Source organism: Nocardia sp. IFM 10818, assembly GCF_054655275.1.
This window is the reverse complement of the sequence record NZ_BAAHJH010000001.1, coordinates 2,120,905-2,144,071: the sequence shown is the minus strand read 5'-3', so window position 1 is coordinate 2,144,071 and position 23,167 is coordinate 2,120,905. Positions and strand designations below refer to the sequence as shown.

General features: G+C 68.6%; 23 protein-coding genes. 10 read left to right on the top strand and 13 right to left on the bottom strand.

Annotated elements, in window-relative coordinates; all coding sequences use genetic code 11:
• Nucleotides 1-71: 71 nt before the first annotated feature.
• Entirely contained in the window at nucleotides 72-1,166 is a 1,095-nt protein-coding gene (locus tag ACYQ5L_RS09575) for a winged helix DNA-binding domain-containing protein (RefSeq protein ID WP_459957019.1), read from the top strand.
• Nucleotides 1,167-1,172: 6 nt separating this feature from the next.
• On the opposite strand, the gene ACYQ5L_RS09570 is transcribed toward ACYQ5L_RS09575, so the two are convergent.
• The 4 genes from ACYQ5L_RS09570 to ACYQ5L_RS09555 all read right to left on the bottom strand — a co-directional run bounded on the left by ACYQ5L_RS09570 (nucleotide 1,173) and on the right by ACYQ5L_RS09555 (nucleotide 5,113).
• Nucleotides 1,173-1,466 carry an MTH1187 family thiamine-binding protein gene (locus tag ACYQ5L_RS09570; protein ID WP_459957018.1) on the bottom strand — a complete coding sequence of 98 codons (294 nt, stop codon included), beginning with the start codon at nucleotides 1,464-1,466 and terminating at the stop codon, nucleotides 1,173-1,175.
• A gap of 66 nt (nucleotides 1,467-1,532) precedes the next feature.
• Nucleotides 1,533-2,102 carry a hypothetical protein gene (locus tag ACYQ5L_RS09565; protein WP_459957017.1) on the bottom strand — a complete coding sequence of 190 codons (570 nt, stop codon included), beginning with the start codon at nucleotides 2,100-2,102 and terminating at the stop codon, nucleotides 1,533-1,535.
• Nucleotides 2,103-2,112: 10 nt separating this feature from the next.
• Complete coding sequence (locus ACYQ5L_RS09560) at nucleotides 2,113-2,943, bottom strand: tyrosine-protein phosphatase (protein WP_459957016.1); 831 nt, start codon at nucleotides 2,941-2,943, stop codon at nucleotides 2,113-2,115.
• On the bottom strand, nucleotides 2,933-5,113 hold the full coding sequence (locus ACYQ5L_RS09555) for a pyruvate, phosphate dikinase (protein WP_459957015.1): 2,181 nt from the start codon (nucleotides 5,111-5,113) through the stop codon (nucleotides 2,933-2,935). The genes ACYQ5L_RS09560 and ACYQ5L_RS09555 overlap by 11 nt, the downstream gene beginning before the upstream one ends.
• Nucleotides 5,114-5,338: 225 nt before the next feature.
• Here ACYQ5L_RS09555 and ACYQ5L_RS09550 point away from each other — a divergent pair, with 225 nt between their 5' ends.
• Complete coding sequence (locus ACYQ5L_RS09550) at nucleotides 5,339-6,958, top strand: FadD3 family acyl-CoA ligase (protein WP_459957014.1); 1,620 nt, start codon at nucleotides 5,339-5,341, stop codon at nucleotides 6,956-6,958.
• A gap of 150 nt (nucleotides 6,959-7,108) precedes the next feature.
• On the opposite strand, the gene ACYQ5L_RS09545 is transcribed toward ACYQ5L_RS09550, so the two are convergent.
• The 4 genes from ACYQ5L_RS09545 to ACYQ5L_RS09530 are packed head-to-tail and all read right to left on the bottom strand — an operon-like array spanning nucleotide 7,109 to nucleotide 11,200.
• Nucleotides 7,109-7,924, bottom strand: a complete 816-nt coding sequence (locus tag ACYQ5L_RS09545) for an SDR family NAD(P)-dependent oxidoreductase (protein ID WP_459957013.1) — start codon at nucleotides 7,922-7,924, stop codon at nucleotides 7,109-7,111.
• 27 nt (nucleotides 7,925-7,951) lie between these two features.
• A complete protein-coding gene (locus ACYQ5L_RS09540; RefSeq protein ID WP_459957012.1) occupies nucleotides 7,952-8,683 on the bottom strand; it encodes an SDR family NAD(P)-dependent oxidoreductase in 732 nt (243 codons plus the stop codon).
• A 9-nt stretch (nucleotides 8,684-8,692) separates the two neighbouring features.
• Nucleotides 8,693-10,435: a 3-oxosteroid 1-dehydrogenase gene (gene kstD, locus ACYQ5L_RS09535; protein ID WP_459957011.1), complete on the bottom strand. Its 1,743-nt coding sequence runs from the start codon at nucleotides 10,433-10,435 to the stop codon at nucleotides 8,693-8,695.
• Nucleotides 10,436-10,444: 9 nt separating this feature from the next.
• Entirely contained in the window at nucleotides 10,445-11,200 is a 756-nt protein-coding gene (locus tag ACYQ5L_RS09530) for a glucose 1-dehydrogenase (protein WP_459957010.1), read from the bottom strand.
• A gap of 146 nt (nucleotides 11,201-11,346) precedes the next feature.
• Here ACYQ5L_RS09530 and ACYQ5L_RS09525 point away from each other — a divergent pair, with 146 nt between their 5' ends.
• From ACYQ5L_RS09525 to ACYQ5L_RS09510, 4 genes are read left to right on the top strand one after another with little or no spacing between them, the layout of a single operon-like run.
• The gene (locus ACYQ5L_RS09525) at nucleotides 11,347-12,501 is read left to right on the top strand and encodes an LLM class flavin-dependent oxidoreductase (RefSeq protein WP_459957009.1); all 1,155 of its coding nucleotides are present in this window, start codon (nucleotides 11,347-11,349) and stop codon (nucleotides 12,499-12,501) included.
• The gene (locus tag ACYQ5L_RS09520) at nucleotides 12,489-13,241 is read left to right on the top strand and encodes a glucose 1-dehydrogenase (RefSeq protein WP_459957008.1); all 753 of its coding nucleotides are present in this window, start codon (nucleotides 12,489-12,491) and stop codon (nucleotides 13,239-13,241) included. Before ACYQ5L_RS09525 ends, ACYQ5L_RS09520 begins: the two co-directional genes overlap by 13 nt.
• Before the next feature lie 47 nt (nucleotides 13,242-13,288).
• Complete coding sequence (locus ACYQ5L_RS09515) at nucleotides 13,289-14,224, top strand: alpha/beta hydrolase (protein ID WP_459957007.1); 936 nt, start codon at nucleotides 13,289-13,291, stop codon at nucleotides 14,222-14,224.
• A 41-nt stretch (nucleotides 14,225-14,265) separates the two neighbouring features.
• Nucleotides 14,266-14,682, top strand: coding sequence for a DUF4189 domain-containing protein (locus ACYQ5L_RS09510; protein ID WP_459957006.1), 417 nt, complete (start codon nucleotides 14,266-14,268; stop codon nucleotides 14,680-14,682).
• 1 nt (nucleotide 14,683) lies between these two features.
• On the opposite strand, the gene ACYQ5L_RS09505 is transcribed toward ACYQ5L_RS09510, so the two are convergent.
• Both ACYQ5L_RS09505 and ACYQ5L_RS09500 read right to left on the bottom strand, forming a co-directional pair.
• A complete protein-coding gene (locus ACYQ5L_RS09505; protein WP_459957005.1) occupies nucleotides 14,684-15,052 on the bottom strand; it encodes a DUF5313 family protein in 369 nt (122 codons plus the stop codon).
• On the bottom strand, nucleotides 15,049-15,516 hold the full coding sequence (locus ACYQ5L_RS09500) for a MarR family winged helix-turn-helix transcriptional regulator (RefSeq protein WP_459963375.1): 468 nt from the start codon (nucleotides 15,514-15,516) through the stop codon (nucleotides 15,049-15,051). Before ACYQ5L_RS09500 ends, ACYQ5L_RS09505 begins: the two co-directional genes overlap by 4 nt.
• Before the next feature lie 298 nt (nucleotides 15,517-15,814).
• On the opposite strand from ACYQ5L_RS09500, the gene ACYQ5L_RS09495 reads away from it, so the two are divergent.
• Nucleotides 15,815-17,038 (top strand): glutamate ABC transporter substrate-binding protein, encoded by a 1,224-nt coding sequence (locus ACYQ5L_RS09495; protein ID WP_459957004.1) that lies wholly within the window; start codon nucleotides 15,815-15,817, stop codon nucleotides 17,036-17,038.
• Nucleotides 17,039-17,118: 80 nt separating this feature from the next.
• Nucleotides 17,119-18,342, top strand: a complete 1,224-nt coding sequence (locus ACYQ5L_RS09490) for an RtcB family protein (protein WP_459957003.1) — start codon at nucleotides 17,119-17,121, stop codon at nucleotides 18,340-18,342.
• Nucleotides 18,343-18,386: 44 nt separating this feature from the next.
• Here ACYQ5L_RS09490 and ACYQ5L_RS09485 read toward each other — a convergent pair whose 3' ends face one another.
• Complete coding sequence (locus tag ACYQ5L_RS09485; protein WP_459957002.1) at nucleotides 18,387-18,869, bottom strand: hypothetical protein; 483 nt, start codon at nucleotides 18,867-18,869, stop codon at nucleotides 18,387-18,389.
• A 127-nt stretch (nucleotides 18,870-18,996) separates the two neighbouring features.
• Nucleotides 18,997-19,743 carry an MBL fold metallo-hydrolase gene (locus tag ACYQ5L_RS09480; RefSeq protein ID WP_459957001.1) on the bottom strand — a complete coding sequence of 249 codons (747 nt, stop codon included), beginning with the start codon at nucleotides 19,741-19,743 and terminating at the stop codon, nucleotides 18,997-18,999.
• Between the two features lie 72 nt (nucleotides 19,744-19,815).
• Between ACYQ5L_RS09480 and ACYQ5L_RS09475 the strand changes: the two genes are divergently transcribed.
• Nucleotides 19,816-20,421 (top strand): TetR/AcrR family transcriptional regulator, encoded by a 606-nt coding sequence (locus ACYQ5L_RS09475; RefSeq protein WP_459957000.1) that lies wholly within the window; start codon nucleotides 19,816-19,818, stop codon nucleotides 20,419-20,421.
• A gap of 78 nt (nucleotides 20,422-20,499) precedes the next feature.
• On the top strand, nucleotides 20,500-22,617 hold the full coding sequence (locus tag ACYQ5L_RS09470) for a RecQ family ATP-dependent DNA helicase (protein ID WP_459956999.1): 2,118 nt from the start codon (nucleotides 20,500-20,502) through the stop codon (nucleotides 22,615-22,617).
• A gap of 14 nt (nucleotides 22,618-22,631) precedes the next feature.
• Here ACYQ5L_RS09470 and ACYQ5L_RS09465 read toward each other — a convergent pair whose 3' ends face one another.
• Nucleotides 22,632-23,114 (bottom strand): MarR family winged helix-turn-helix transcriptional regulator, encoded by a 483-nt coding sequence (locus tag ACYQ5L_RS09465; protein ID WP_459956998.1) that lies wholly within the window; start codon nucleotides 23,112-23,114, stop codon nucleotides 22,632-22,634.
• Between the last annotated feature and the right edge of the window lie 53 nt (nucleotides 23,115-23,167).

Genomic DNA, 23,167 nt, shown 5'->3' with positions numbered 1-23,167 from the left:
CAGCGGGCTGACATCGACGCAGCGGAGAAAGTAGGACAGGAACTGTCCTATACAGCGGCGACCATGGTGCTATGACGACCTTGTCGCTGCGCACGCTGAACCGGACCCTCCTCCTTCGCCAGATGCTGACCGAGCGCGTCGATATGCCCGTGGCCGACCTCGTCCGGCATCTCGTCGCGGTGCAGGGGCAAGAGCCGAATTGGCCCTACGTCGGGCTGTGGACCCGGCTCGCCGGGTTCCGCCACGATGACCTCGAGGCGCTGTTGCGGGATCGAACCGTGGTGCGGTCCACCATGATTCGGCGCACCGTCCATCTGGCCGCCGCCGCGGACTTCCGGTGGCTGCACCCGACGGTCGCGCCGTTCGTCGCGGCGAACCTGAAGGCCGCCTATTTCCAGGAGGCGCTCGGCGGGATCGACCTCGGCGAATTGGCCGCCGCCGGAACCGAACTGCTCACCGGGCGCATGCTGCTGCGCCGCGACCTGGGGCGGATGCTGGGCGAGCGCTTCCCGGACTCCCCGCATCCGGGGCGGCTCGCGCAGGCGCTCACCGCAATGATCCCCCTGGTCAACGATGCCGAGGCCGGCGCCTGGGGCGGCTGGCGGAATCGCTATGTCGGGGTCGCCCTCGCGCACGAGTGGATCGGGGATCCGGTTCATACGGTCCCCGATCCGGACACGCTGGTGCTGCGCTATCTGACCGCCTTCGGCCCGGCGACGGTCGCCGATATCCAGGCCTGGTCGGGCGTCACCCGGCTGGCCGAGGTGGTGCATCGGCTGCGCCCGCAGCTGCGCGTCTTCCACAATGACGAGGGTGCGGAACTCTTCGATGTCCTCGACGCCCCGATCGCCGACGGCGATCTCGCTGTGCCCGTGCGCTTCCTGCCCGCGTTCGACAATGTCACCCTCGGGCACCGCGATCGCCGCCGCATCATCAGCGATGCGGATCGCGCCCGCATCACCAAGATCGCGTCCGCGGGTGTGCCCACCTATCTGGTGGACGGATTCACCCACGGCCGTTGGGATCTCGACGGCTCGACCATCCGGATCACGCCGTGGCATCCGCTCTCCGACACCGATGAAGCCGCCGTGCGCGCCGAGGCCGAGCAGTTGCTCCCGGTGATCGTCCCGGACGAGGACGGCAAGATCCTCATCGATCGGCGCTGACCGCGGTCAGCGCGCCAGATGGCGCTCCACCGATTCCAGCTTGGAGGTGAGCATGGCGTCGTGGCCGGGACGGACGTCGGCCTTGATCGAGATGCTGCAGCGCCCGGCCTCGGCCATCACCGCGTCGGTGGCCTTCTTGATGACGGCGAAGACCTCGTCCCATTCGCCCTCGATCTCGGTGAAGCTGGCCGAGGTGCGATTGGGCAGGCCGCTCTCGCGAATCACGCGCACGGCGACGGCCACCTGCTCGCCGACATCCTCGCCGACGCCGATGGGGGTGATCGAGAACGCTGCGAGCATCGGGAATCCTCCTGGTGACGGGCCGAGCACGGAATCGGATGGTCGACTCGAGCTTATCCGGATTCGTCAGCGCTCCCGGAGTTCCCACATGTCGAATTCGTCGTCGTAGGCGCGCACCCGATGCGCCGCCTGCCGCAGATCGCGTCCGGCGGTGAGCTCGTAGAACAGCTGGAGCACGGCGAAGAACGCGCTGTGCCCGTCGGGCATCTTGGCGGGAGCGAAGTAGGCGGACGCGCCCGCGTCCAGAAAAGCCTGCGCGAGTGCGGGTTTGCCGGTCTCGCAACCGGTGGAGATCACCGCGCTGCCCGGCAGATGCAGATGCTTGCGCACCCGCTTGGGCCCCATCGTGCCGTTGAACGGCTGCTCGGCGGCGATCTCCGCGCCGAGTTCGGGCAGCAGGATCCGGCCGGCCTCGCCGTGGCAGCAGAGGATCACATAGGGCGCGACCGGGCGCGTGCCGCCCAGGACGGCGGTCACATGCCGGGGCTGGCCGATGGGGTGGTAGTTGACCCGGATCCCGAATTCCTCCAGCGCATCCCGGATGGGCCGCGCGGAACTGTCGTCGATATCGAGCAGATCCACTTCGGTCCACGCGAGCTTGCCGCCGACTATCTCCTCGATATGTGACACCAGCATCGCGCCAACGCTACTGGAGCGGTGGCGGTGCGGACTGGACCAGGGCGCGGCGGAGCAGCTCCAGGTCGGTCTCGGAAAGACCGTTGGCGAGCAGCCATTTCGCGGCGCCGCCGTGTTCGGCGTGCAGGTTCTCCAGGAAGCCGAGCATGACGTCGGGCGTGACGGCCAGGATCCCGGTATTCGCGGGCGGCAGGCCCTGGTAGGAGGCGAGGGCATCGAGGCGTTCCCGGACCCGGTGCATGCGCTCATTGGTCTGGGCGTAGTCGTGGGCGATCGCCTCCGGGCGCACGCCGACGGCGTCCAGCAGGACCGCGGCGAGCACCCCGGTGCGGTCTTTGCCTGCGGCACAGTGGAACAGCACCGAGCGACGAGCCGGGTCGATGATGAGCCGCACCGATTCGACGATGTGCGCACCACTGCCCGCCAGCAGCTGCCCGTAGAGCTCGGTCAGGTTCACGCGGGTCCTATCGGGAACGAGATCCCGTGCGGCAAGCGAGGACTGCGGCGACTTGCGGATCGGCAGGTTCGCGATGCGCACATCCGCCCCGGCGATCAGGCCGTAGCCCTCCCGTTCCACCTCGTCGGGCAGCCGCAGGTCGATGACGGTGCGCAGGCCGAGCGTCCCGGTCAGACGGCTCAGGTCCGCCGCGGTGGCCTGCTGCAAGGTGCTGGAGCGGAACACCACGCCGAAACGTGTTGTGCCGCCGTCGCGGACGGGGAGCCCGCCCAAATCCCGCACATTGTCGATCTGGGCGAACTCGACCCAGCGGCGCCCCGGTTCGGATGGAGCATGCGGGGAATCCGAGGGCGCGGCGTCGGAGACCATCGGATCAGTGGGCACGACCGGCCGCCGCCTCGTCGGCGCGGGTGAGGCCGCACAGGCCGATCAGGTCCTCGTGCAGTTCGAACCACACCGTGTGATAGCTGTCCATGATGGGGCGGGCCACGTAGGTGTGGTCACCTTCGGCAATGCGCTCCACCGCGCGATCCAGGCGATCGAGGTAGCGGACCAGGCGGGGAGCGATCTCGCCCAGGCGCGCGACCAGCGGGCGCAGGCGCCGATGGGTCGCGGTGAGGCGGGCCAGGACCGCGGCGTCGTAGCCGGCGTCGGCGTGGTCGTTGACGGTGGCCGGGTCCTTCATCTGCCAGTCGGTGATGATCACCTTGAGATCGGCGTTGAAGACGCAGAACTCGTCGTAGGCGGCGGTCATGGCGGCCGCGTCGACGGTGGCGCGCTCCGCGGTGAGCAGCTGCTCGAGGCGAGGGCGGCCCTGCGGCGTGAGACGGAAGCCCGCGGGAGTGCTCGCGCACAAGCCGGAGGTCACCAGATCCGCACAGCGAGCGGCGATATCGGCCGCCTCGGCGGACAGGCTGGCGGCCAGATTATCGGCGTTCACCCGCCCCTTGATGCCGACCAGGCGCAGGATATCCAGCTCGGTCACGGGCAGATCCGCGGAAACCTCGTCCTGCTCAGGACTTTCCGGGGCGGCCGCGCGCTCCTCCAGCCAGGCGGCCAGCGCCGCGGGGTCCACACCGGCCCACGCGGCCAGCTGCCGCACATCGTCGAGCACGACCTGCTCGACCGGTTTGGCGGTGACCTCACCGGCCAGCACCAGTCCGGCGCCGCCGTCGACGGTGACGGTTCTACCGATCAGTGCGGCGACCACACCCGGCCCGCAGCCGACCACACAGGGCCTGCCGAGCTCCCGGCTGACCAGCGCGGCATGCGAGGTGGTGCCGCCCAGTTCGGTGACGACGGCCCGCGCGGCGATCATGCCGTGCAGATCGTCCGGGCTGGTCGTGGGCCGCACCAGCACCACATCCTCCCCGGCCTCGGCGCGCGCCTCCGCCTCATCGGGATCGGTGACGACCACGCCGGAAGCCAGTCCGGGACAGGCCGATTCACCGCGCGCCAGCGATTCCCGCCCCTCGGTGTCACCGGAGGCCGGGCGCAATACCTCGCACACCTGGTCGGCGGTCACCCGCGCGAGCGCCTCCGCGGGTCCGATCAGTCCTTCCGCCACCATGGCCACCGCCGTGCGCACCGCCGCCCGCGCCGACCGCTTGGCCGGGCGCGATTGCAGCATCCACAGCGTTCCGGATTCCACGGTGAACTCGATGTCCTGCAGGTCGCGCCCATCGCGTTCCAGCAGCCGGGTGGCGGCGATCAATCGCTCGTGCACCTCGGGCTGGGTAGCGGCCAGCTCGTCCAGCGGCCGCGGGGTCAACCGGCCGGACACCACGTCCTCGCCCTGGCCGCCGACCAGCCATTCACCGTAGACCGGACCATCGCCGGTATTCGGATTCCGGCTGAAAAGCACACCGGTGCCGGACAATTCATCGAGATTGCCGAAAACCATGGCCTGCACCGTCACCGCCGTGCCGAGCGTGTCCGGCACCCCGCGATTGCGCCGATACGTCTTGGCGCGCGCCGAATCCCACGACCGGAACACCGCCTCGATCGCCCCGCGCAGCTGCCCCCACGGATCCGCGGGCACCGCGCCGTTCGGGTCCCCCAGCACGGTCTCCCGGTACTGGTGCACGAACCGCTGCCGAGTGTCGTCGGCGTAGAACACATTCCGGGTCTCATCCGCGAGCGCCCGCTGCACGGCGTCGGTCATGCCGAGGTTGAGGACGGTGTCCATCATGCCGGGCATGCTGATCGCCGATCCGGATCGCACCGAGATCAGCAGCGGCCGTTGCGCCGACCCGAACCGCCGCCCGGTCCCCCTTTCGAGCACGGCGACGCCCGCGCGCACCTGCGCCCAGATCTCCTCCGAGACGACCCCGCGCCGCGTGTAATCGGCCCAGGCAGCGGTGGTGATCACGAAGGCCGGCGGCACCGGCAGCCCGAGCGCCCGCATGTGATCGATGCTCCACGCCTTCCCGCCGATCTGCTCCCGCGACAGCGCGCACCGGCCGTCGAGTTCGGCGACGTGCACCGCTGCCCCGGAATCCGCGCTCCCCGTCACAGTGCCGGGTCGCTGCGCCAGCTCGGCTCCCGCGGTCATGTCACTCCTTCGATGTCGTGGATTCGGCAACATTGATTCGAGCGTGCCGCGTGACCGCCCCCGCCCCCAACCCGCATCCCGATCAGCGGAATCCCCGCGTCCCGCCACTCCCGCAACCCTTCGGCAGCACGCCCGAGTGCGAAAACAAAACACGGCACGCCCGGTCAGCGGGATGGCACGGGGAAAATGGGGATCGCGGGTGGTGGGGTGGGGCAGGATGGGCGCATGGATCGGCGGTACGCGGCGTCCATCGGCGGCCTTTCCACCCCGGCCCCGGTCTCGACCATTCCGGCCCTGGTGGGCGAGCGCGCGCGGCGCTATCCGGGTGCGGTGGCGATCGCGGGTCCGGCGGGGCGGCTGACCTACGCCGAACTGGCCGAGCAGACCGGGGAGGTGGCGCGGGCCGCGATGGCGTCCGGCATCGAGCCCGGCGACCGCGTGGGCCTGTGGGCGCCCAACAGCATTCGGTGGATTCTCACCGCGCTCGGCATGCTCGCCGCCGGCGCCACGCTGGTACCGATGAGCACCCGGCTACGCGGGCCCGAAGCCGCCGATATCCTGGCCCGCAGCCGCGCCAAGGCGGTGTGCACGGTGCAGGAGTTCCTCGGCGCCGACTATCCGGGCATGCTCGCCGAATCCGGTGTACCGCTGCCCGATCTCGAACACCTCATCCTGCTCGACGATGCCCTGGGCGCCAGCTCGGCCCACTGGGACACCAGTTCGTGGGCCGGATTCCTGGCTCCCGGCACGGTGATTCCGCCCGAAGCCGCCCAGGAGCGCGCCGCCGCGGTGGATCCCGATGCGGTGTCCGACATTCTGTTCACCTCCGGCACCACCGGCGCGCCGAAGGGGGTGCTGGCCACCCACCGCCAGACGCTGGAGGTCTTCGCCCGCTGGTCCGATGCCGTCACGCTGCGGCCGCGCGACCGGTACCTGCTGGTGGCTCCGTTCTCACACACCTTCGGCTACAAGGCCGGCATCGTCGCCTCCCTGCTGCGCGCCGCCACCATGGTGCCCGTGGAGCGCTTCGACCCCATCGCGGCACTGCAACTCATCGAGAACGAACGCATCACCGTGCTGGCCGGTCCCCCAACGCTTTTCAGCGACCTCCTGCACGCCCCGCTCCAGGACTACCTGCTCGGATCGCTGCGGCTGGCCGGCACCGGCGGCGCCACGATTCCCACCGAACTGGTCGAACGCGTGCGCGAGGAGCTGGGCGTCCCCTACGTCTTCACCGCCTACGGCCTGACCGAATCCGTCGGCGTGGTCACCGTCTGCCCGCCGGACGCGCCCGCCGACCTGGTGGCGGGCACCGTGGGAAAAGCCCTGCCGGACACCGAACTCCGGATCGTGGACAGCACCGGCGCCGACGTGCCGCCCGGGGAGCCCGGCGAAATCATCGTCCGCGGACCGAATGTCATGCTCGGCTACCTCGACGATCCGAACGCCACCGCGGCGGCCATCGACGCCGAGGGCTTCCTGCACACCGGTGATATCGGCCGCCTCGACGAGGACGGGTATCTGCGCATCACCGACCGCCTCAAGGACATGTTCATCGTCGGCGGCTTCAATGCCTATCCCGCCGAGATCGAGCGAGTCCTGTTGCAGCATCCGGACATCCGCGACGTCGCGGTGATCGGCGTCCCCGACGACCGCCTCGGCGAGGTCGGCCGCGCCATCGTGGTCCCGGAGCGCCCCGACACCGTGGACGCCGCCGCCATTATCGAGTGGTCGCGCACCCGCCTGGCCGGCTACAAGGTCCCCCGCGACGTCATCTTCACCGACATACTCCCCCGCAATGCCGGCGGCAAGGTCGTCAAAGCCGAACTCCGCGATCTGAAATAGCACCGACCGGGAACTGGTGGCGGTGGCCTCTCGGCCGATGCCGCCACCGGTTCCCGGTGTTCACGCGTCCAGCTAAGCACCCAGCACGATTGCGGGGCTTCGCGGCCCTCGGCCGCCGTTCGCGGTCAGCGGCCGAGGACGTCGGCGGGCTCAGATCTCCTTGCGCATCTGCGCGGTCAGCGGCTTCATGTAGCCGGAGCCGAGCAGGCGCTGCATCCAGTTCATGGCCCGGGCGTCCTGGCCGATGAGGATGAGCGGCTTGTTCTTCCGGATGCCGTTGAGGATGGTCTGCGCGCACTTCTCCGGGCTGGTCTTGGCCAGCCGGTCGAAATTGCTGGCCAGCGCGTCGCGGTCGCGGTTGGCCGATGCCCTTGCCTTCCAAGCGATCTCGGTCTTGATCATGCCGGGGTGCACGCTGGAGACGCCCACATTGTGGCCCGCGATGATCATCTCCTGGCGCAGTGCGTCGGTGAAGGCGCGCATGGCGAACTTCGACGAGCTGTAACCGCTCTGGCTCGGGCAGGCCACCAGGCCGAACATGGACGAGACATTGGCGATATGCCCGTCACCGGAGGCGATGACATGCGGCAGGAACGCCTTGGTGCCGTGCGCGGTGCCCCAGAAGTTGATATCGAAGATCCACTCGAAGTCCTCCCAGCTGACGTCCTCGATATTGGCGGTCAGCGAGACGCCGGCATTGTTGATGACGATATTGACCTTGCCGAAGTCGGAAACCACCTCGGCGGCGTGGGCGTGCACTGCGGCGCGATCGGTGACGTCGAGCCGGTAGGCCCGCGCCTGCGCGCCCTCCTTCTCACACAGCGCGGCCGTCTCGGCGACGCTGTCGAGATTGCGGCCCGACAGCGCCAGCTGCGCGCCATTGCGGGCGAGCTCGATGGCCAGGGCGCGGCCGATGCCCGCGCCCGCACCGGTGATCACGGCGACCTTGCCGTTGAAGTCCTTCATTGCCGATTTCCTTGTCTCGCAGCTGAATTACTGGGTGGTGAAGCCGCCGTCGGCAATGAATTCCGAACCGGTGCTGTAGGAGGATTCGTCGGAAATGAGGAACAGCACCAGATCGGCGAGCTCCTCGGGCGTGCCCGGCCGGGAAATAGGCTGGTGCGCAGCGATATTCGCGGAACGCTCGGAGGCGGCGACCATCTCGGTGGCGACAATGCCCGGATGCACCGAGTTGACCCGGATATTGTCCGGAGCGAACTCCTGCGCCGCCGTCTTCGACATCCCGCGCACCGCCCACTTGGACGCCACGTACCCGAGGATGTTGGAGTAGCCGATCAGGCCCCCGGTCGAGGAGATGTTCACGATCGAACCGACCCCCGCCCGGCGCATGGAGCCGACCACGGCCTTCATACCCAGGAAAACACCGACCTGATTGACGTCGATGACCTTGCGGTAGTCCGCCTCCGAGAGCTTCTCGATCGGGTCCACGTGCACGATGCCCGCATTGTTGACCAGGCCCGAGACCGGCCCGAACGCCGCTTCCGCCCGAGCGACCACATCGTTCCAGGCCGCCTCGTCGGTCACATCCAGGGGCAGGAACAGGGCGCGCTCGTCCAGCGCGGCGGCCAGCGCGGCGCCCGCCTCGGTGAGCACATCGGTGATGACCACCGTGGCCCCCTCGGCCGCCAGCCTGCGGGCGAAGGCCGCGCCCATCCCCCGCGCACCGCCGGTGACGATGACGTTCTTACCGCTCACTCGTCCCATGTCCGCCTCCTAGTTCGGCGCCGCATTGCCGGTCCGCGACGCGGTGCGCCGGGCTGTCCGTTTGGTCGGAGCCGCGGGCGCGGCCGGAGCCTCGTCCAGATCCGCGAGATGATTGGCGGCGATATAGCCGAACACCATGGCGGGCCCGATGGTCGCACCCGCGCCGGCGTAGTCGTTGCCCATGACGGCGGCCGAATTATTGCCCGCCGCATAGAGACCCGCGATGGGATCGCCCTGTTCGTCGAGTACGCGGGAATACTCGTCGGTCACCAGTCCGCCCTTGGTGCCGAGGTCGCCGGGGACCATCTCGACCGCGTAGAACGGGCCGCGCTCGAGCGGTGCGAGGGTCGGATTGGGCTTGACCGTCGGATCGCCGTAGTACCGGTCGTAGGCGGAGTCGCCGCGCTGGAAGTCCTCGTCGCGACCGGCCGCGGCGAACACATTGAAGCGCTCGACCGTCGCGATGAGCTTGTCGGCCGGAATACCCAGTTCGGCGGCCAGTTCGGCCAGCGTGTCCGCCTGCTTGACGATGCCCTTGTCGTAGTACGCCTGTGGCAGTGGGCGTTTGGGGAAATTGCCCAGGAACAGGTATCGGTCGCGGAAGTTCTGATCGAAGATGAAATGCGCGGGAATACAGCCGATCCCGGCCGCCTGCTGCTCGTACATCTTGTGCACCACGTTCACATACGGCGCGGACTCGTTGACGAAGCGCTCGCCGAGATCATTGACCAGAATGGCGCCGGGCTGCGAACGCTCGGCCAGGCAGAAGAACGGCGGCCGGTTCTCCGGACTGCGCACCGACGGGCCCCACCAGGCATCGTCCATGAGATCGACCGCGCCACCGGCCTGCTGGCCCGCGACAATGCCTTCGCCGACATTCTCGGCCGCACCGACGGTCCACTCGGTGGACTGCGGGCCGGGAATGTATTGCTTGCGCATCTCCAGGTTGTGCTCGAAGCCGCCGGCTGCGAGCACCACGCCGCGGCGCGCCCTGATGACGACCGGGCGGCCCTCGTGCTCGGCGTGAATGCCGACGACCGCGCCACCCTCGGTAATCAGTTCCGTGAGAGGCGTATTCAGCCACACCGGCACGCCCGCGTCCCGCAGTGACAGCCACAGCCGGGCGGCCAGGGCCTTGCCCAGGCTCAATGGGAGCGCGCCCTTGGCGAGGGCCAGCGCGGTGCGCGCGCCGACCTTCATGGCGGTCTTCTTACCGGCCCAGGTGCGCGCGATCATGTTCAGATCGTGGAAGTCGCTGACCGTGATGGCGATGCCCTTGGGCGCGGACATGGTCGGCTGATTGATCTTGTGCAGATCACCGCCCAGCAGCCGCCCGTCGATCACCTTGGGCTCGATACTGCGCCCCTGCGCCAGACCGCCCGGGAATTCCGGATGGTAATCGGAATAGCCGCGGTCGTACTCGAACTCCCAGTACTTCGAGCGAGCCCCGAGGTAGTCGAACATCGCCGGGCCGTTGTCCAGGAACGCCCGCTGTTTCGCCTCCGGAACCCGGTCGCCGACAACGGCTTTCAAATAGGTGCGCGCCATGGTCGGGCTGTCCGGCACGCCCGCGGCCCGCAGCACCGGATTGTTCGGCACCCAGATGCCGCCGCCGGAGCGCGCGGTGGAGCCGCCGAACGACCGGCTCTTCTCGATCAGGGTCACCGACAGCCCGCGATAGGCGGCGGTCAGCGCGGCGGTCATGCCCGCGGCGCCGGAACCCACGACCACGACGTCGAATTCGAATTCCATGACAGTCCTCTAATAGCCGCAACCGGTGAGCATGCCGCCGTCGACGACGAATTCGCCGCCGGTGCAGTAGCTCGAGGCGTCCGATGCCAGGAACAGCGCCACCTCGGACACCTCGACCGGCTTGCCCCAGCGCGGAATGGGCAGTTCGGAGAAGAAACTGTCGCCGTCGACCCCGGACGCGCCCGCCACGGACGCGGTCATGGGCGTGGCGATGCCGCCGGGATGAATGGAGTTCACCCGGATACCCGAATGCCCCAGCTCCCGGGCGGCGGACTTGGTGAGCCCGCGCAGCGCGAATTTGCTCGCGCTGTACGCGGACAGCCCGGCGGCGCCGACGAAACCCTCCACCGAGGACACGTTGACGATGGAACCCCCGCCGGCGGCGATCAGGGCGGGCGCGGCGGTCTTGATGCCGAGGAACGCGCCCGTCACATTGATGGCCTGCATGGTGTTCCATTCGTCCAGGCTCATCTCGAGGATGCGCGTGAAACGCAGAATGCCCGCATTGTTGACCAGCGCATCGAGTCGGCCGAAGCGGCTGGTGGCCTCGGAAACCGCTGCTGCCCAGTCACTTTCGCTGGTCACATCGTGGTGCACATAGTGAACGGACGCACCGAGCTCGGCCGCGAGGGCCTTGCCCTCCTCGTCGAGCACATCGCCGAACACCACCTGCGCGCCCGCGGCCAGGAAGCGCCGCACATGCTCCGCTCCCATACCCCGCGCACCGCCGGTGATCAGCGCGACTTTCCCGTCCAGCTGTCCCACAGGTTCCCGTCCTTTCTCAGCGTTCGAACCGACGCTAAGTCCGGCCGGTCGATGCCGGGCAGGTGTGGTCCCGGCCACTGAGACATCCGAATGACCTGAGGCTATGAGTCCTGAACTATTCCGGTTAGGCATAGCGAGGAGTCCCGATGAAGTTCTCCATGATCTTCGAAGCGCAGATGGCCGACCCGACCCCCGAACACGAGGCCCAGGTGCTGCGCGACTGTGTGGAACAGGCGATCCTGGCCGACGAGGTCGGCTTCGACGCGGTGTGGGCGGTCGAGCACCACGGGCTCGAGTACTACGCCCATATGAGCGCTCCCGAAATCTTCCTGACCTGGGTGGCCGCCAAGACCGAGCGCATCCGCATCGGCCACGGCGTGGTCTGCATGCCGTTCAACTTCAATCACCCGGTGCGCACCGCCGAACGCGCGGCCATGCTCGACGTGCTCTCCGGCGGCCGCCTGAACCTGGGCGCGGGCCGCGGCGCCACCGCCGTCGAAACCTCCATGTGCGGAGTCGATCCCGACCGCACCTACCAGGAGGTCGAGGAGTCACTGCGCATGATCGGCGCCGCCTGGCAGCACCAGGAGGGCGAATTCGAGTACCACGGTGAGCTTTTGGATATCGGTCCGCATCACCTGCTGCCCCGTCCGATTCAGCGCCCGCATCCGCCGCTGTTCCTGGCGTGCACCAAGAAGGACACGCTGAAGCTGGCCGCCGAGTACGGAATCGGCGCGCTGGTCCTGGGTTTCGCGGGCATCGAGGAGATCGCGGAACTGCGCGGCATCTACGACGCGGCCATCGCGGCCCGCACGGGCGAGCGGTTCGTCTCCACCGTCGTCAACGATCATTTCGCGGCCCTGTGCCCGACCATCGTGCTCGACGATCGCGAGCGCGCCCAGCAGATCGGCGCGCGCGGCCAGCGGTTCTTCGCCCAGTCCATCAAGCACTACTACGGCGCGGGCCCCCTCCCCGACGAGGCCGTCGACCCCGCCGTGGACGAGGTCGCCAAGATCAGGCAGGCCGCCGAGGAACACGTCGCCTACCTGCACGAGGCCAAGATCCCGGTGAAGTCCGGCTCCACCGCCATCTTCAATGCCGAGCACGCCTACGGCACCGCCGACGACGCCATCGCCTATGTCGAGCGGCTCCGGGAGGCCGGGGCCGACGAGATCCTGTGCCTCATTCAGATGGGCACCGTGCCGCAGGACGCGTGCCTGGAGACCATCCGCCAATGGGGCGAGAAGGTCATCCCGCACTTCCGCAACAACAAGGAGAAGGAATCGAAATGGCTGATCTGACCGGCAAAGTCGCCCTGATCACCGGCGCCGCCCGCGGACAGGGCGCGGCCGAGGCGCGACTGTTCGTCGAGCGCGGAGCCAAGGTGGTCATCACCGACGTGCTGGAGCCCGAGGGCAAGGAGCTGGCCGAATCACTCGGCGACGCAGCCCGTTTCGTCCGCCACGATGTCACCGACACCGACAGCTGGGCCGCCGCCGTCGGCACCGCCGTCTCGACCTACGGCAAGCTCGACGTGCTGGTCAACAATGCCGCCATCTACACCATGAAATCGCTCATGGACACCGATTCCGAAGAGCTGGAACGCATTCTGAAGGTGAACCTGGTCGGCGCCTTCAACGGCATCAAGGCGGCGGTCCCGGCCATGATCGCGGCGGGCGGCGGCGCCATCGTCAATATCTCCTCGCAGTCCGGCCTCGAGGGCCTGATGAACCACTCCGCCTACGGCTCCTCCAAATGGGGCCTGCGCGGCCTGAGCAAGGTCGCCGCACTGGAACTGGGCCTGTCCCAGATCCGCGTCAACTCCGTGTATCCGGGCCCCATCGCCACCCCGATGGTGCCGTACCTGACCACCGGACCGGGCAGCTTCCCCACCCTGCCGCTGGAGCGCACCGGCCTGCCGGAGGAGGTCGCCGAACTGGTCGCCTTCCTGGCCTCCGACGCGGCGGCCTACATCACCGGCGCGGAGGTCGCCGTCGACGGCGGTCTCGCGGCGGGCAAGTTCATTCCGCGCGGCATGTGACCCGCGCGGCAGGCAACCGATAACGAACGGCCAGTGAGGATCTCGAGATGTCCCTGTCTCCCGAATGGCGGGCCTTCGCCGACGCCGCCACCGCCGCCTTCCCGGCGCTGGGCACCGAGGTGCTCGACGCCGCCGAAGCCCGGGCCTTCCTGGCCGCGCGCCGCGCACCCGCCGTCGAACCCATTCCCGTTGCGGGCGTGGAGGAATGGCTGGTGCCCGGCCCGGTCGGCGCGCCCGAGGTGCCGGTGCGGCTCTACCGGCCCCTCGCCGCCGAGCCCGGCCCGGCGGTCGTCGTCTTCTATCACGGCGGCGGATTCGTGCTGTGCAGCCTGGACAGCCACGACCGCTTCTGCCGCACCATGGCCAATGAGGCGGGCGTCATCGTGGTCTCGGTGGACTACCGCCTCGCCCCGGACGCCCGCTTCCCGGCGGCCGCGCAGGACGCCTACGCCGTCCTGCGCTGGGTGGCCGACCATGCCGAATCCCTGGGCGGCGATCCGGCCCGTCTCGCCGTCGCCGGCGACAGCGCGGGCGGCAATCTCGCCACCGTCGCCGCCCTGCAGGCCCGCGACAACGGCGGGCCGGATATCGCCTTCCAGCTGCTGCTGTATCCCATGCTGGATCCGGCCTGCGACTCCGGCTCCTACACCGAGAATGCCGAGGGCTACTTCACCACGGCCGCGCATCTGCGCTGGTATTGGCGGCAGTACCTGAACTCGGCGGCCGATCACACCGATCCCCGGGCCAATCCCCTGATCGCGGACCTCACTGGGCTCCCGCCCGCCTATATCGCCACCGCCGAATTCGATCCGCTGCGCGACGAGGGCGAGGCGTACGGGCGACGGCTGCGCGACGCCGGCGTGAACACCGAGATCCACCGCTGGAAAGGCACCATCCACGGCTTCATGTCCATGGCCTTCCACCTGCGGGAAACCCAGCGCGCCAACACTTCCGCCTTCACCGCGCTGCGCAAGGCGCTGTAGCATCGCTATCGTTCATCCGCTTTGAAACACCGGGGATTCTCTTGTCGGTAGCACGCATCACCACCATTACCGCGGCCCTGACCGCCGCGGGCGCCCTGGCCACCGCCGGACTCGCACAGGCCGCCCCGCGGTACTACGGCACCATCGCAATGTCGCAGCTCAAGGGCTCCGCCGTCGTCACCACCGATGATTCGAAGGTCGGCGCGGACGCGGCCGCCATCCGGGACTGCGCCAGCTACGACTGCGATATCGTGCTGCACTTCAGCGACGGCTGCGGCGCCATCGCCCGCGGCGCCGACGGCAAGTGGGGCTGGGCCGACGCCGGATCGCGCGAGGAGGCCGAGCAGATCGCGGTCGCGAGCCTGGGCCAGAGCGCCCCAGCCTTCCCGGACCTGGGCAGCGCCAGCCCGCGCGCGGCCACGGTCATCGCCTCGGCCTGCACCGCGAACGCCGAATAGGTCAGCGCTGGTAGCGCGCCTCGTACGCGGCGCGCTCGGCCGCCCGCCGGGTGGCGCGGGCCGGATTCTCCAGATCGGCGGGCAGGCCGTGCTTGGCGAGCCGGTGCGCGCGGTTCATCGGCATATAGGCGACGATGTAGAACAGCGCGAGCAGCACGGCCAGCAGGATCATGGCGCCGCGCAGCCACAGCTCGCCCGGGAACAGCAGGAAGGCCGCGAAGATCGGCGTCAGCGGCACCAGCCCGCGCACCAGATGCCGCGGGAAGGCGAACCTCCCGGTCAGGTCATTGCGCACCCACTCCTGCATGGAGTCCGGCAGCCGCATTCCGCACGAATAGCCGATCCACTGAATCGGGTTGGGGCGCTTCATTTCCGATTTCCCTTCCCGCTTTCCGGCGCCGACCGCCGGGCGGCGTCGTTGACGCGGGTGAGCACGTCGCGCAACTCCTCCAGATCCGCCAGGCTCACCCCGAGCCGCTCGACCACCGCGGGCGGAATCCGCTCCGCCTCGGCGCGCAGCGCCCGCCCCGCAGCGGTCAGATCGATCACCAGATTCCGCTCGTCGTGGCTGTCTCGCCGCCGCGTAATGAGCCCGGCGGATTCGAGCCGCTTCAGCAGCGGCGACAGCGTCGGCGAATCCAGCTGAATCGCCTCCCCGATGTCCTTGACCGACATCGGCGCCTCACCCCACAGCGCCAGCATCACCAGATATTGCGGATGGGTCAGCCCCATCGGTTCCAGCAGCGGCCGGTAGACCGCCAGCACCGCCCGATTGGCCACGGCCAGCGCGAAGCACACCTGCCGGTCCAGCCGCAGCGGGTCGTCGAGATCCAACTCCACCGGGTCCTCCTCTCACCGTTAGCGCCATAATAATTAATGCACTAACTATTGGCACGTGAACCGGCAGCCGATCTCGTCACAGACCGCAAAGTACGAGAACCGATCGCTGAAAAATTGCGAAGGACCGGGCAAGATCAGCGAATCGCCACGCAGTTCCGCGATCTCCACATGTTTCGGTCGCTCGAATGCTTTGATGCACCCAGTGTGCTGACAGATTGCGGCAATCGCCCATCTCAGCCCCGCGCTCGTCCCGATCGATCCGCCGCGTTTCGACGACAGGAGATCAGATTCGATGAAGCGTGCGATCCTCGCCGCCGTCCTCACCGCCGGTCTGTTACCGGCCGCCTGCGGCCAGGACCCGTCATCCGGCCCGCACCCCCAGCAGCCGCCACCGCAGACCCTGACCGTGGGCATCAAATTCGACCAACCCGGCCTGTCCATGCGCGGACCCGACGGCAAACCCGCGGGCTTCGACGTGGACACCGCCGTCTACATCGCCGGCAAGCTGGGCGTGCAACCCGAGCACATCATCTGGCGGGAGGCGCGCTCCGAGCTGCGCGAGGACCTGTTGAACTCCGGCGCAGTCGATTTCGTCGTGGCCTCCTACTCCATTACCGCCGCCCGCCAGCAGCTGGTCTCCTTCGCCGGCCCCTACCTCATCGCCGGCCAGGACCTGCTGGTGCGCCAGAGCGAACGCGCCATCGACCGCCCCGAGGACCTCAACGGCCGCGTGGTCTGCACCGCCGAGGGCTCCACCTCCGCCGACAAGATCCGCCGCAGCTTCGCCCGCGGCGTCAAACTCGCCATGCGCGACACCTACGCCCAATGCGTCGCCGACCTCATCGAGGGCACCGTCGACGCCGTCACCACCGACGACGTCATTCTGGCCGGGTACGCCCAGGAGCATCCGGGCGTGCTGCGCGTGGTCGGGCACCCCTTCACCCGTGAGCGCTACGGCGTCGGCGTCCGCAAGGGCGATATCGATCTGCAGGGCCGCATCACCGCCGCCATCCGCATGATGATCGACGACGGCTCCTGGCGCCGCGCCATGGCCGCCCACCTCACCGCCGCCGGCTTCGAACCCTTCCAGCCGCCGATCGTCTTCAACGCGCCCGACAAAGCCGTCGATCCGGGCGACCCCACCACCCTCGACCCGGACCTGGTGCACGCCACCCGCGCCGTGGCCGCCACCTCCAATGCCCGCGACTGGGAAGGCTTCCGCTCCCTGGTCTGCCCCGAGAACGCCGACGCCATAGACGAAATCGTGCTCCGCTACACCCCCCACTACGACAAACACCTCGGCCCCGAGGTCAAAACGGCGGGCTTCACCAACACCATCACCGGCGTCACCCAGACCGACCCGGACTCCGCCACCTTCGTCTTCCACGAAGCCTTCAGCAATGTCCCCGAGAAGTACCGCCACTACTTCAAGGACATCGACTACACCGGCACCATGGTCCGCCGCGACGGCGCCTGGAAACTCTGCTCCCTCGCCGCCGACTTCGTCGAACCCTGAGTCCGGCGGCCCGATAATCGGGTGCACGCCGACGGGACGTGCACCTACGGTGGGTGGCAGTTGAACGAAAGGACGATCCGATGTTTCCCGTCGAGCTGCGCGGTACGCGCGCGCAGACGCTCATGTGGGCCCACGAGCACGAGGTCGAGGCGGCCGCGCTGCAACAGCTGCGGAATATCGCGAATCTCGAGTGGGTGCACGGCGTACGGGTGATGCCGGATGTGCACCTCGGCAAGGGGGCCACCGTCGGATCCGTGATCGCCATGCCGAATGCGGTGTCGCCGGCGGCCGTCGGCGTGGACATCGGGTGCGGCATGGAGGCGGTGCGGACCTCGCTGACGGCGAGCGATCTGCCGGACGATCTGCATTCGCTGCGGTCGCGCATCGAGGCGTTGGTGCCGGTCGGCTTCGCCGCGCACGACGATCCGGTGAACGTGAACCGGTTGAATGCGGAGCTCCACGGGCAGCGCGCCGCCGGGACCACATTGCGTGCGGGGTGGGACCGATTCTGGAAGGGCTTCGATGCGCTGGATCCGGCCGTGCACGCGCGGGAATCCAAGGCCCACAAGCAGATGGGAACCCTAGGCGGGGGAAATCACTTTTGTGAGCTTTGTCTGGATTCAGAGCAGCGGGTGTGGATTCTGCTGCACTCCGGAAGCCGCAATATCGGCAAGGAACTCGCCGAGCGGCACATGTCCGTGGCGCGGGCGCTGCCGCACAACCAGGATCTGCCGGATCGGGATCTGGCGGTATTCCTTTCCGGGACGCCGGAAATGGATGCTTACCGGCGCGATCTGACCTGGGCCCAGGAGTACGCGGCCCGGAACAGGGCCGTCATGCTGGCACTGGTCTGCAAGGCGGTGCGTGACGAATTCGCCGGTGTAGCCGTGAGTTTCGACGATTCGATCTCTTGCCACCACAACTATGTGGCGGAGGAGATCATCGACGGCATTCCCATGCTGGTGACCCGTAAGGGCGCGGTCCGGGCGGGCAAGGGCGATCTGGCCCTCATCCCCGGCTCCATGGGTACGCGGTCGTACGTGGTGCGAGGCAAAGGGAATCCCGAGTCGTTCCAGTCCGCGTCGCACGGTGCGGGGCGGCGGATGAGCCGGAATGCGGCCAAGCGGCAGTTCACCGTCGCGGATCTCATCGCGCAGACCGAGGGCGTGGAGTCGCGCAAGGACGCCGGGGTCGTGGACGAGATTCCGGCGGCGTACAAGGACATCGATCAGGTCATCGCGGCACAGGCGGATCTGGTGGATGTGGTGGCGACGCTGCGGCAGGTGCTCTGCGTGAAGGGGTGAGACCGCAGGGGTGTGGGGTTCGGCCCACACCCCTGCCGCCAGGTTCACCGACGGCGGAACGTGGCAGCCACACCTGCGCCGATCAGGAGGAATCCGACGATCAGCGCGAATCCCGTTTGCAGCCACTGGTAGAGAGCCACATGGAGCTCATCGGACAGCCCGGGTAGATCGTTGATCAGCCCGAAGGTGTCATTGGGGAAGATCAAGTGGATCAGGCCCGGCAGCACGCCCCAGACGAGACCCGCGGTGACGGTGGCGGCCGGTGAGTACGCGGCCAGCGCCGCGACCAGCAGGAACAGCGCGGCGCCGAACAACAGTTGCAGGGTCGAGCCCGCGCGATCGGCGAACTCGCCCAGGATCACCCACTGCCGCATCTCGGCCGCGCCCTGGGCCGCGAGCGCGATGCCGAAGGGCGTGACGAGCAGGCCCGCCACGGTGCCGATCACGGTCCGGGAAATCGTTCCCTTGCTGGTGAACTGCGTACCCGGCGGCGTCCACCCCGCAGGTGACGGGAACTTCTCGGGCATCGTGGCCTCCTGCACCCCCTTGGGACACCCATTCGTCCCCGGACCCCTATTGTCCGTCCGGGCAGGCGATTCCGCGCGATCTTGACGGCACCGCAACCAATGCGCATCCGGTGGGATACGCGGCGGCCTACAGCGTGAGCGGCTGCCCGGTCGGGAGAATGTGCACGGCGGTGTCCGGGACGCGATCGGCGGCGGCCTCGCGGAAGAGGTCCGCGCCCTGGCGATCGCCCTTGGTGATGATGCGGTCGCCGAGCGGCCCGCTGGAGAAGGCGTAGTGGATGGGCACCGCGATCCGGGGATGCAGGACGCGGGTGAGATCGGCGGCCTCCTCGGCGTCCATGACCACCTTGTGATTGAAGGCGGGCCGGATGCGCAGGCCGTTGACGGGTAGCAGGGCGAGGTCCAAATCCGGGAAACGACCGGCGATTTCGTCGAGTTCGTCGATGCGGAGGGTGTCCGCGCCGAAGTAGGCGGTGTGGCCGTCGGCGCGCAGCACGAAGGTCACCTCCGGGACGCCGTGGCTGGCGGGGGCGGCGATCACCTCGACCGGGCCCAGGCGCGTCGACTGCCAGGGGGCGAGTTCGACGGCATTGGTGAACCCGGCGGCGCGGACCTTCTTGGCCAGGCCGGGCACGACCGCGAAAGGCACGGCCTTGTCCGGATATCCGACCAGGTTGTCGAGATCGCAGTGGTCGTAGTGGCCGTGGCTGATGACGATGCCCGCGAGTTCCGGCAAATCGGCAGCGTTGGTGATGGCGCGGGGTTCGCCGTGGCGGTAGAACCGGGTTTCGGAGAACCAGGGGTCGGTGAGGATGCGGGCTCCGCCGAAGTCGAGCAGGACGCTGGCGTGGACGACGCGGGTCACGGTGAGCATCAAGGGATTTCCTAACAAGACAGCCGTCTGCTTACAGCTGTCAGTAGACGCTCGTCTTGTTAAGCTGTCAAGGTGCCGAAGGATTCATCCGCTCCCCGTAGCCGCAACCGCCGAGGCGAAGGAGGGCTGCTGCGAGCCGAACTCGTCGAGGCGGCCAGCCGGCTGCTCGAGGAGCTGGCCGGGGTGGAAGCGCTGTCATTGCGTGCTGTCGCACGGGAAGCGGGGATCGCGCCGCAGAGTCTGTACCTGCATTTCGTGGATCGCCGCGAGTTGCTCACCGCGGTGTACGCGGTCCGGTTCGCGGAATTGCACGAGGTGCTCACGGCCGCGGTCGACGGGGCGGAAGGCGGCGCGGCCGAACGGCTCTCGGCGCTGTGCCGGGCCTATGTCGATTACGGGCTCGGGCATCCCGGGCACTATCGGGTGCTGTTCGGGACGGCGGGGACGCCGGGGTGGGAACCCAGTGTCGAGCGAATGCCGGGGTTGACGACGTTTCAGCTGCTCGCCGATTCGGTGGCCGCGTGCGGGAGCAAGGACCCCGGGGCCACGGCGGCGTGTGTGTGGGCGGCCATGCACGGGCTGATCATGTTGCGCCAGGATCGGCCGAGTTTTCCCTGGCCGCCGCTGGAGACGCTGGTACGGACCATGGTGGATGCGCACCTCGCCGCGGCCCGATAGCCCGACCCGGAGTGCGAAGTCGCGAGTCGGGGTGCGAGGTTGCGGGCAGGGTTCCGGGTGTCGGTGCGGTGCGGCACGATGGAGCGCGTGACCTCGATCGGCGCGACCTCGACCACGACCACCGGTGATCTGCGGCAGGATGCCGAACGGCTGCTCCGCGAGCTCGCCGGACCGCAGGCGCGGCTGCGGGAGGATCAGTGGACCGCCATCGAGGCATTGGTGGTGCAGCGGCGGCGCGCTCTGGTGGTGCAGCGCACCGGGTGGGGTAAATCGGCGGTGTACTTCATTTCGGCGAAGCTGCTGCGGGCGGCGGGGCGCGGGCCCACGGTCATCGTGTCGCCATTGCTGGCGCTCATGCGCAACCAGGTGGCGGCGGCCGAGCGGGCCGGTGTGGTCGCGGCGACCATCAACTCCGGGAATGTCACCGAGTGGGACGAGATCCATGCGCGGGTGGCGGCGGGGGACGTGGACGTGCTGCTCGTCAGTCCGGAGCGATTGAACAATCCGGACTTCCGGGATTCGGTGCTGCCGAAGCTGGCCGCGGACGCCGGTCTCGTGGTGATCGACGAGGCACACTGCGTCTCCGATTGGGGGCACGACTTCCGGCCCGACTATCGGCGGATTCGCACCCTCATCGCCGACCTCGGGTCCGACGTGCCGGTGCTGGCCACCACCGCCACCGCCAATGACCGGGTGGTGACCGATGTGGCGACGCAGATCGGCACGGACACGCTGGTGCTGCGCGGCACGCTCGATCGGGAATCACTGCATTTGTCGGTGGTCAAGATTCCGGACGCGGTGCAGCGGACGGCGTGGTTGAGCAAGCGGCTGCACGAGTTGCCGGGCTCGGGCATCGTGTACGCGCTGACCGTGGCGGCCGCGCACGATCTGGCGGATGTGCTGAATTCGCACGGACATCACGTCGCCGCGTACACCGGGCAGACCGAGCCCACCGAGCGGGAAGCGCTGGAAGCGGCGCTGTTGAACAATGAGGTCAAGGCGCTCATCGCCACCTCCGCGCTCGGCATGGGTTTCGACAAGCCGGATCTCGGGTTCGTCGTGCACGTCGGCGCACCGTCCTCACCGATCTCCTACTACCAGCAGGTCGGCCGTGCCGGGCGCGGCACCGAACGCGCCGAGGTGATTCTGCTGCCCGGGCCGGAGGATCGCCGGATCTGGAGTTACTTCGCATCCGTGGCGTTTCCGCGCGAGCATGTGGTGCGGTCGGTGCTCGATGCCCTCGATGCGGATCGCGCCATGTCCACCGCGGCGCTGGAACCGCTGGTCGAGCTGAACCGCTCCCGGCTGGAGATGGTGCTCAAGGTCCTCGATGTGGACGGTGCGGTGCGGCGGGTGCGCGGCGGCTGGATCGGCACCGGCGAACCGTGGCGGTACGACACCGAACGCTATGAGCGCCTGAGCATTGCGCGCGAGTCCGAGCAGCAGGCCATGATCGACTACCAGTCCACCGGCGAATGCCGGATGAACTTCCTGCGCCGCCAGCTCGACGATCCGGGACTGAGCGCGGACGCCCCCGGCTGCGGCCGCTGCGACAACTGCACCGGCGCGCGGCAGGACGTCTCCGTCGATACCGCCGACCTGGCGGCCATCCGCGCCCGCCTGGATCGGCCCGGACTCGACCTCGCTCCGCGCAAGCAATGGCCGACGGGCATGGCGAAACTCGGAATCTCGCTGTCCGGCAAGATATCCGAGGGCGCGGAAACCGGTCGCGTACTCGGCCGCCTCAGCGATCTCGGCTGGGGCCAGCGACTGCGCGCACTCCTCGACGCCCCGGACGGCCCCGTCCCGGACGAGGTCTTCCAGGCCTGCACCATCGTTCTCCGCGAATGGGATTGGGCACAGCGTCCGACCGCCGTCATCGCGCTGGACAACCACCGCCACCGCCAACTCACCACCTCCCTGGCGGCCCGCCTGGCGCAGATCGGCCGCCTGCGCGATCTGGGCGTACTGCACCTGCGTCCCGATATCCCCCCGATCTCGGCCGCCAACTCCGCCCACCGCGTGGCGGCGCTCCACAATGCCTGGGAGGTACCGAATCTCACCGCGGTGGACGGCCCCATCCTGCTGGTCGACGCCCTCACCGACACCGGCTGGACGCTGACCATGGCGGCCCGCAGCCTGCGCGCCGCGGGCGCGGACGCGGTCCTCCCCTTCGCCCTGGCCACCCCGTCCTGACCGGGGATGCGGTTCTAGGCGTCCTTCGCCAATCCCCGTTCCTTCAGTCCCGCAAGGGAATCCACATAGCGCAGCAGTAGGCGTGCCAGCTCCAGCCGGTCGTGTTCGGACCAGTCCGCGGTGATGTAGTCGTAGGCATCGCGCTGATGTTTGCGGAAGCGGGCCATGAGTTCGCGCCCGGCGTCGCTGAGTTCCAGGACCGTGCGGCGGCCGTCCTGTTGCGAGGCGGCACGCACCAGGTAGCCGGCCTTGATGTTGTCGCTGACCATGCGGCTGGCCACCGAGGGGTCGACGCCGAGCAACTCGGCGACCATGCCCACGGTGACCTCGTTGTCCTGACTGTGCTCCAGCACCAGGTTGAGCACCAGGGTGCGGCTCAGATCCTTGGCCGAGATGGGGTTCTCCACCTCCAGTAGTGAGGTGCGCCGCAGCTTGCCGAACGCCGGGCCCACCGCATCGAGCAGGTCGTCGGCGGTTCGCGCGTCCTTCGCAGTCATGTGCTCATGGTAACTCCATGCCTGTTCGAAGATATGTGTTGACACCCAATTAT

Bases quoted from the DNA above. Each gene is read 5' to 3' on its own strand.
- ACYQ5L_RS09505 (WP_459957005.1), bottom strand. From the start codon at position 15,052: ATGAAGCGCCCCAACCCGATTCAGTGGATCGGCTATTCGTGCGGAATG.
- ACYQ5L_RS09490 (WP_459957003.1), top strand. From the start codon at position 17,119: ATGTTTCCCGTCGAGCTGCGCGGTACGCGCGCGCAGACGCTCATGTGG.
- ACYQ5L_RS09575 (WP_459957019.1), top strand. From the start codon at position 72: ATGACGACCTTGTCGCTGCGCACGCTGAACCGGACCCTCCTCCTTCGC.
- ACYQ5L_RS09495 (WP_459957004.1), top strand. From the start codon at position 15,815: ATGAAGCGTGCGATCCTCGCCGCCGTCCTCACCGCCGGTCTGTTACCG.
- ACYQ5L_RS09550 (WP_459957014.1), top strand. From the start codon at position 5,339: ATGGATCGGCGGTACGCGGCGTCCATCGGCGGCCTTTCCACCCCGGCC.
- ACYQ5L_RS09470 (WP_459956999.1), top strand. From the start codon at position 20,500: ATGGAGCGCGTGACCTCGATCGGCGCGACCTCGACCACGACCACCGGT.
- ACYQ5L_RS09525 (WP_459957009.1), top strand. From the start codon at position 11,347: ATGAAGTTCTCCATGATCTTCGAAGCGCAGATGGCCGACCCGACCCCC.
- ACYQ5L_RS09545 (WP_459957013.1), bottom strand. From the start codon at position 7,924: ATGAAGGACTTCAACGGCAAGGTCGCCGTGATCACCGGTGCGGGCGCG.
- kstD (WP_459957011.1), bottom strand. From the start codon at position 10,435: ATGGAATTCGAATTCGACGTCGTGGTCGTGGGTTCCGGCGCCGCGGGC.
- ACYQ5L_RS09520 (WP_459957008.1), top strand. From the start codon at position 12,489: ATGGCTGATCTGACCGGCAAAGTCGCCCTGATCACCGGCGCCGCCCGC.
- ACYQ5L_RS09555 (WP_459957015.1), bottom strand. From the start codon at position 5,113: ATGACCGCGGGAGCCGAGCTGGCGCAGCGACCCGGCACTGTGACGGGG.
- ACYQ5L_RS09465 (WP_459956998.1), bottom strand. From the start codon at position 23,114: ATGACTGCGAAGGACGCGCGAACCGCCGACGACCTGCTCGATGCGGTG.
- ACYQ5L_RS09485 (WP_459957002.1), bottom strand. From the start codon at position 18,869: ATGCCCGAGAAGTTCCCGTCACCTGCGGGGTGGACGCCGCCGGGTACG.
- ACYQ5L_RS09540 (WP_459957012.1), bottom strand. From the start codon at position 8,683: ATGGGACGAGTGAGCGGTAAGAACGTCATCGTCACCGGCGGTGCGCGG.
- ACYQ5L_RS09565 (WP_459957017.1), bottom strand. From the start codon at position 2,102: ATGCTGGTGTCACATATCGAGGAGATAGTCGGCGGCAAGCTCGCGTGG.
- ACYQ5L_RS09515 (WP_459957007.1), top strand. From the start codon at position 13,289: ATGTCCCTGTCTCCCGAATGGCGGGCCTTCGCCGACGCCGCCACCGCC.
- ACYQ5L_RS09570 (WP_459957018.1), bottom strand. From the start codon at position 1,466: ATGCTCGCAGCGTTCTCGATCACCCCCATCGGCGTCGGCGAGGATGTC.
- ACYQ5L_RS09480 (WP_459957001.1), bottom strand. From the start codon at position 19,743: ATGCTCACCGTGACCCGCGTCGTCCACGCCAGCGTCCTGCTCGACTTC.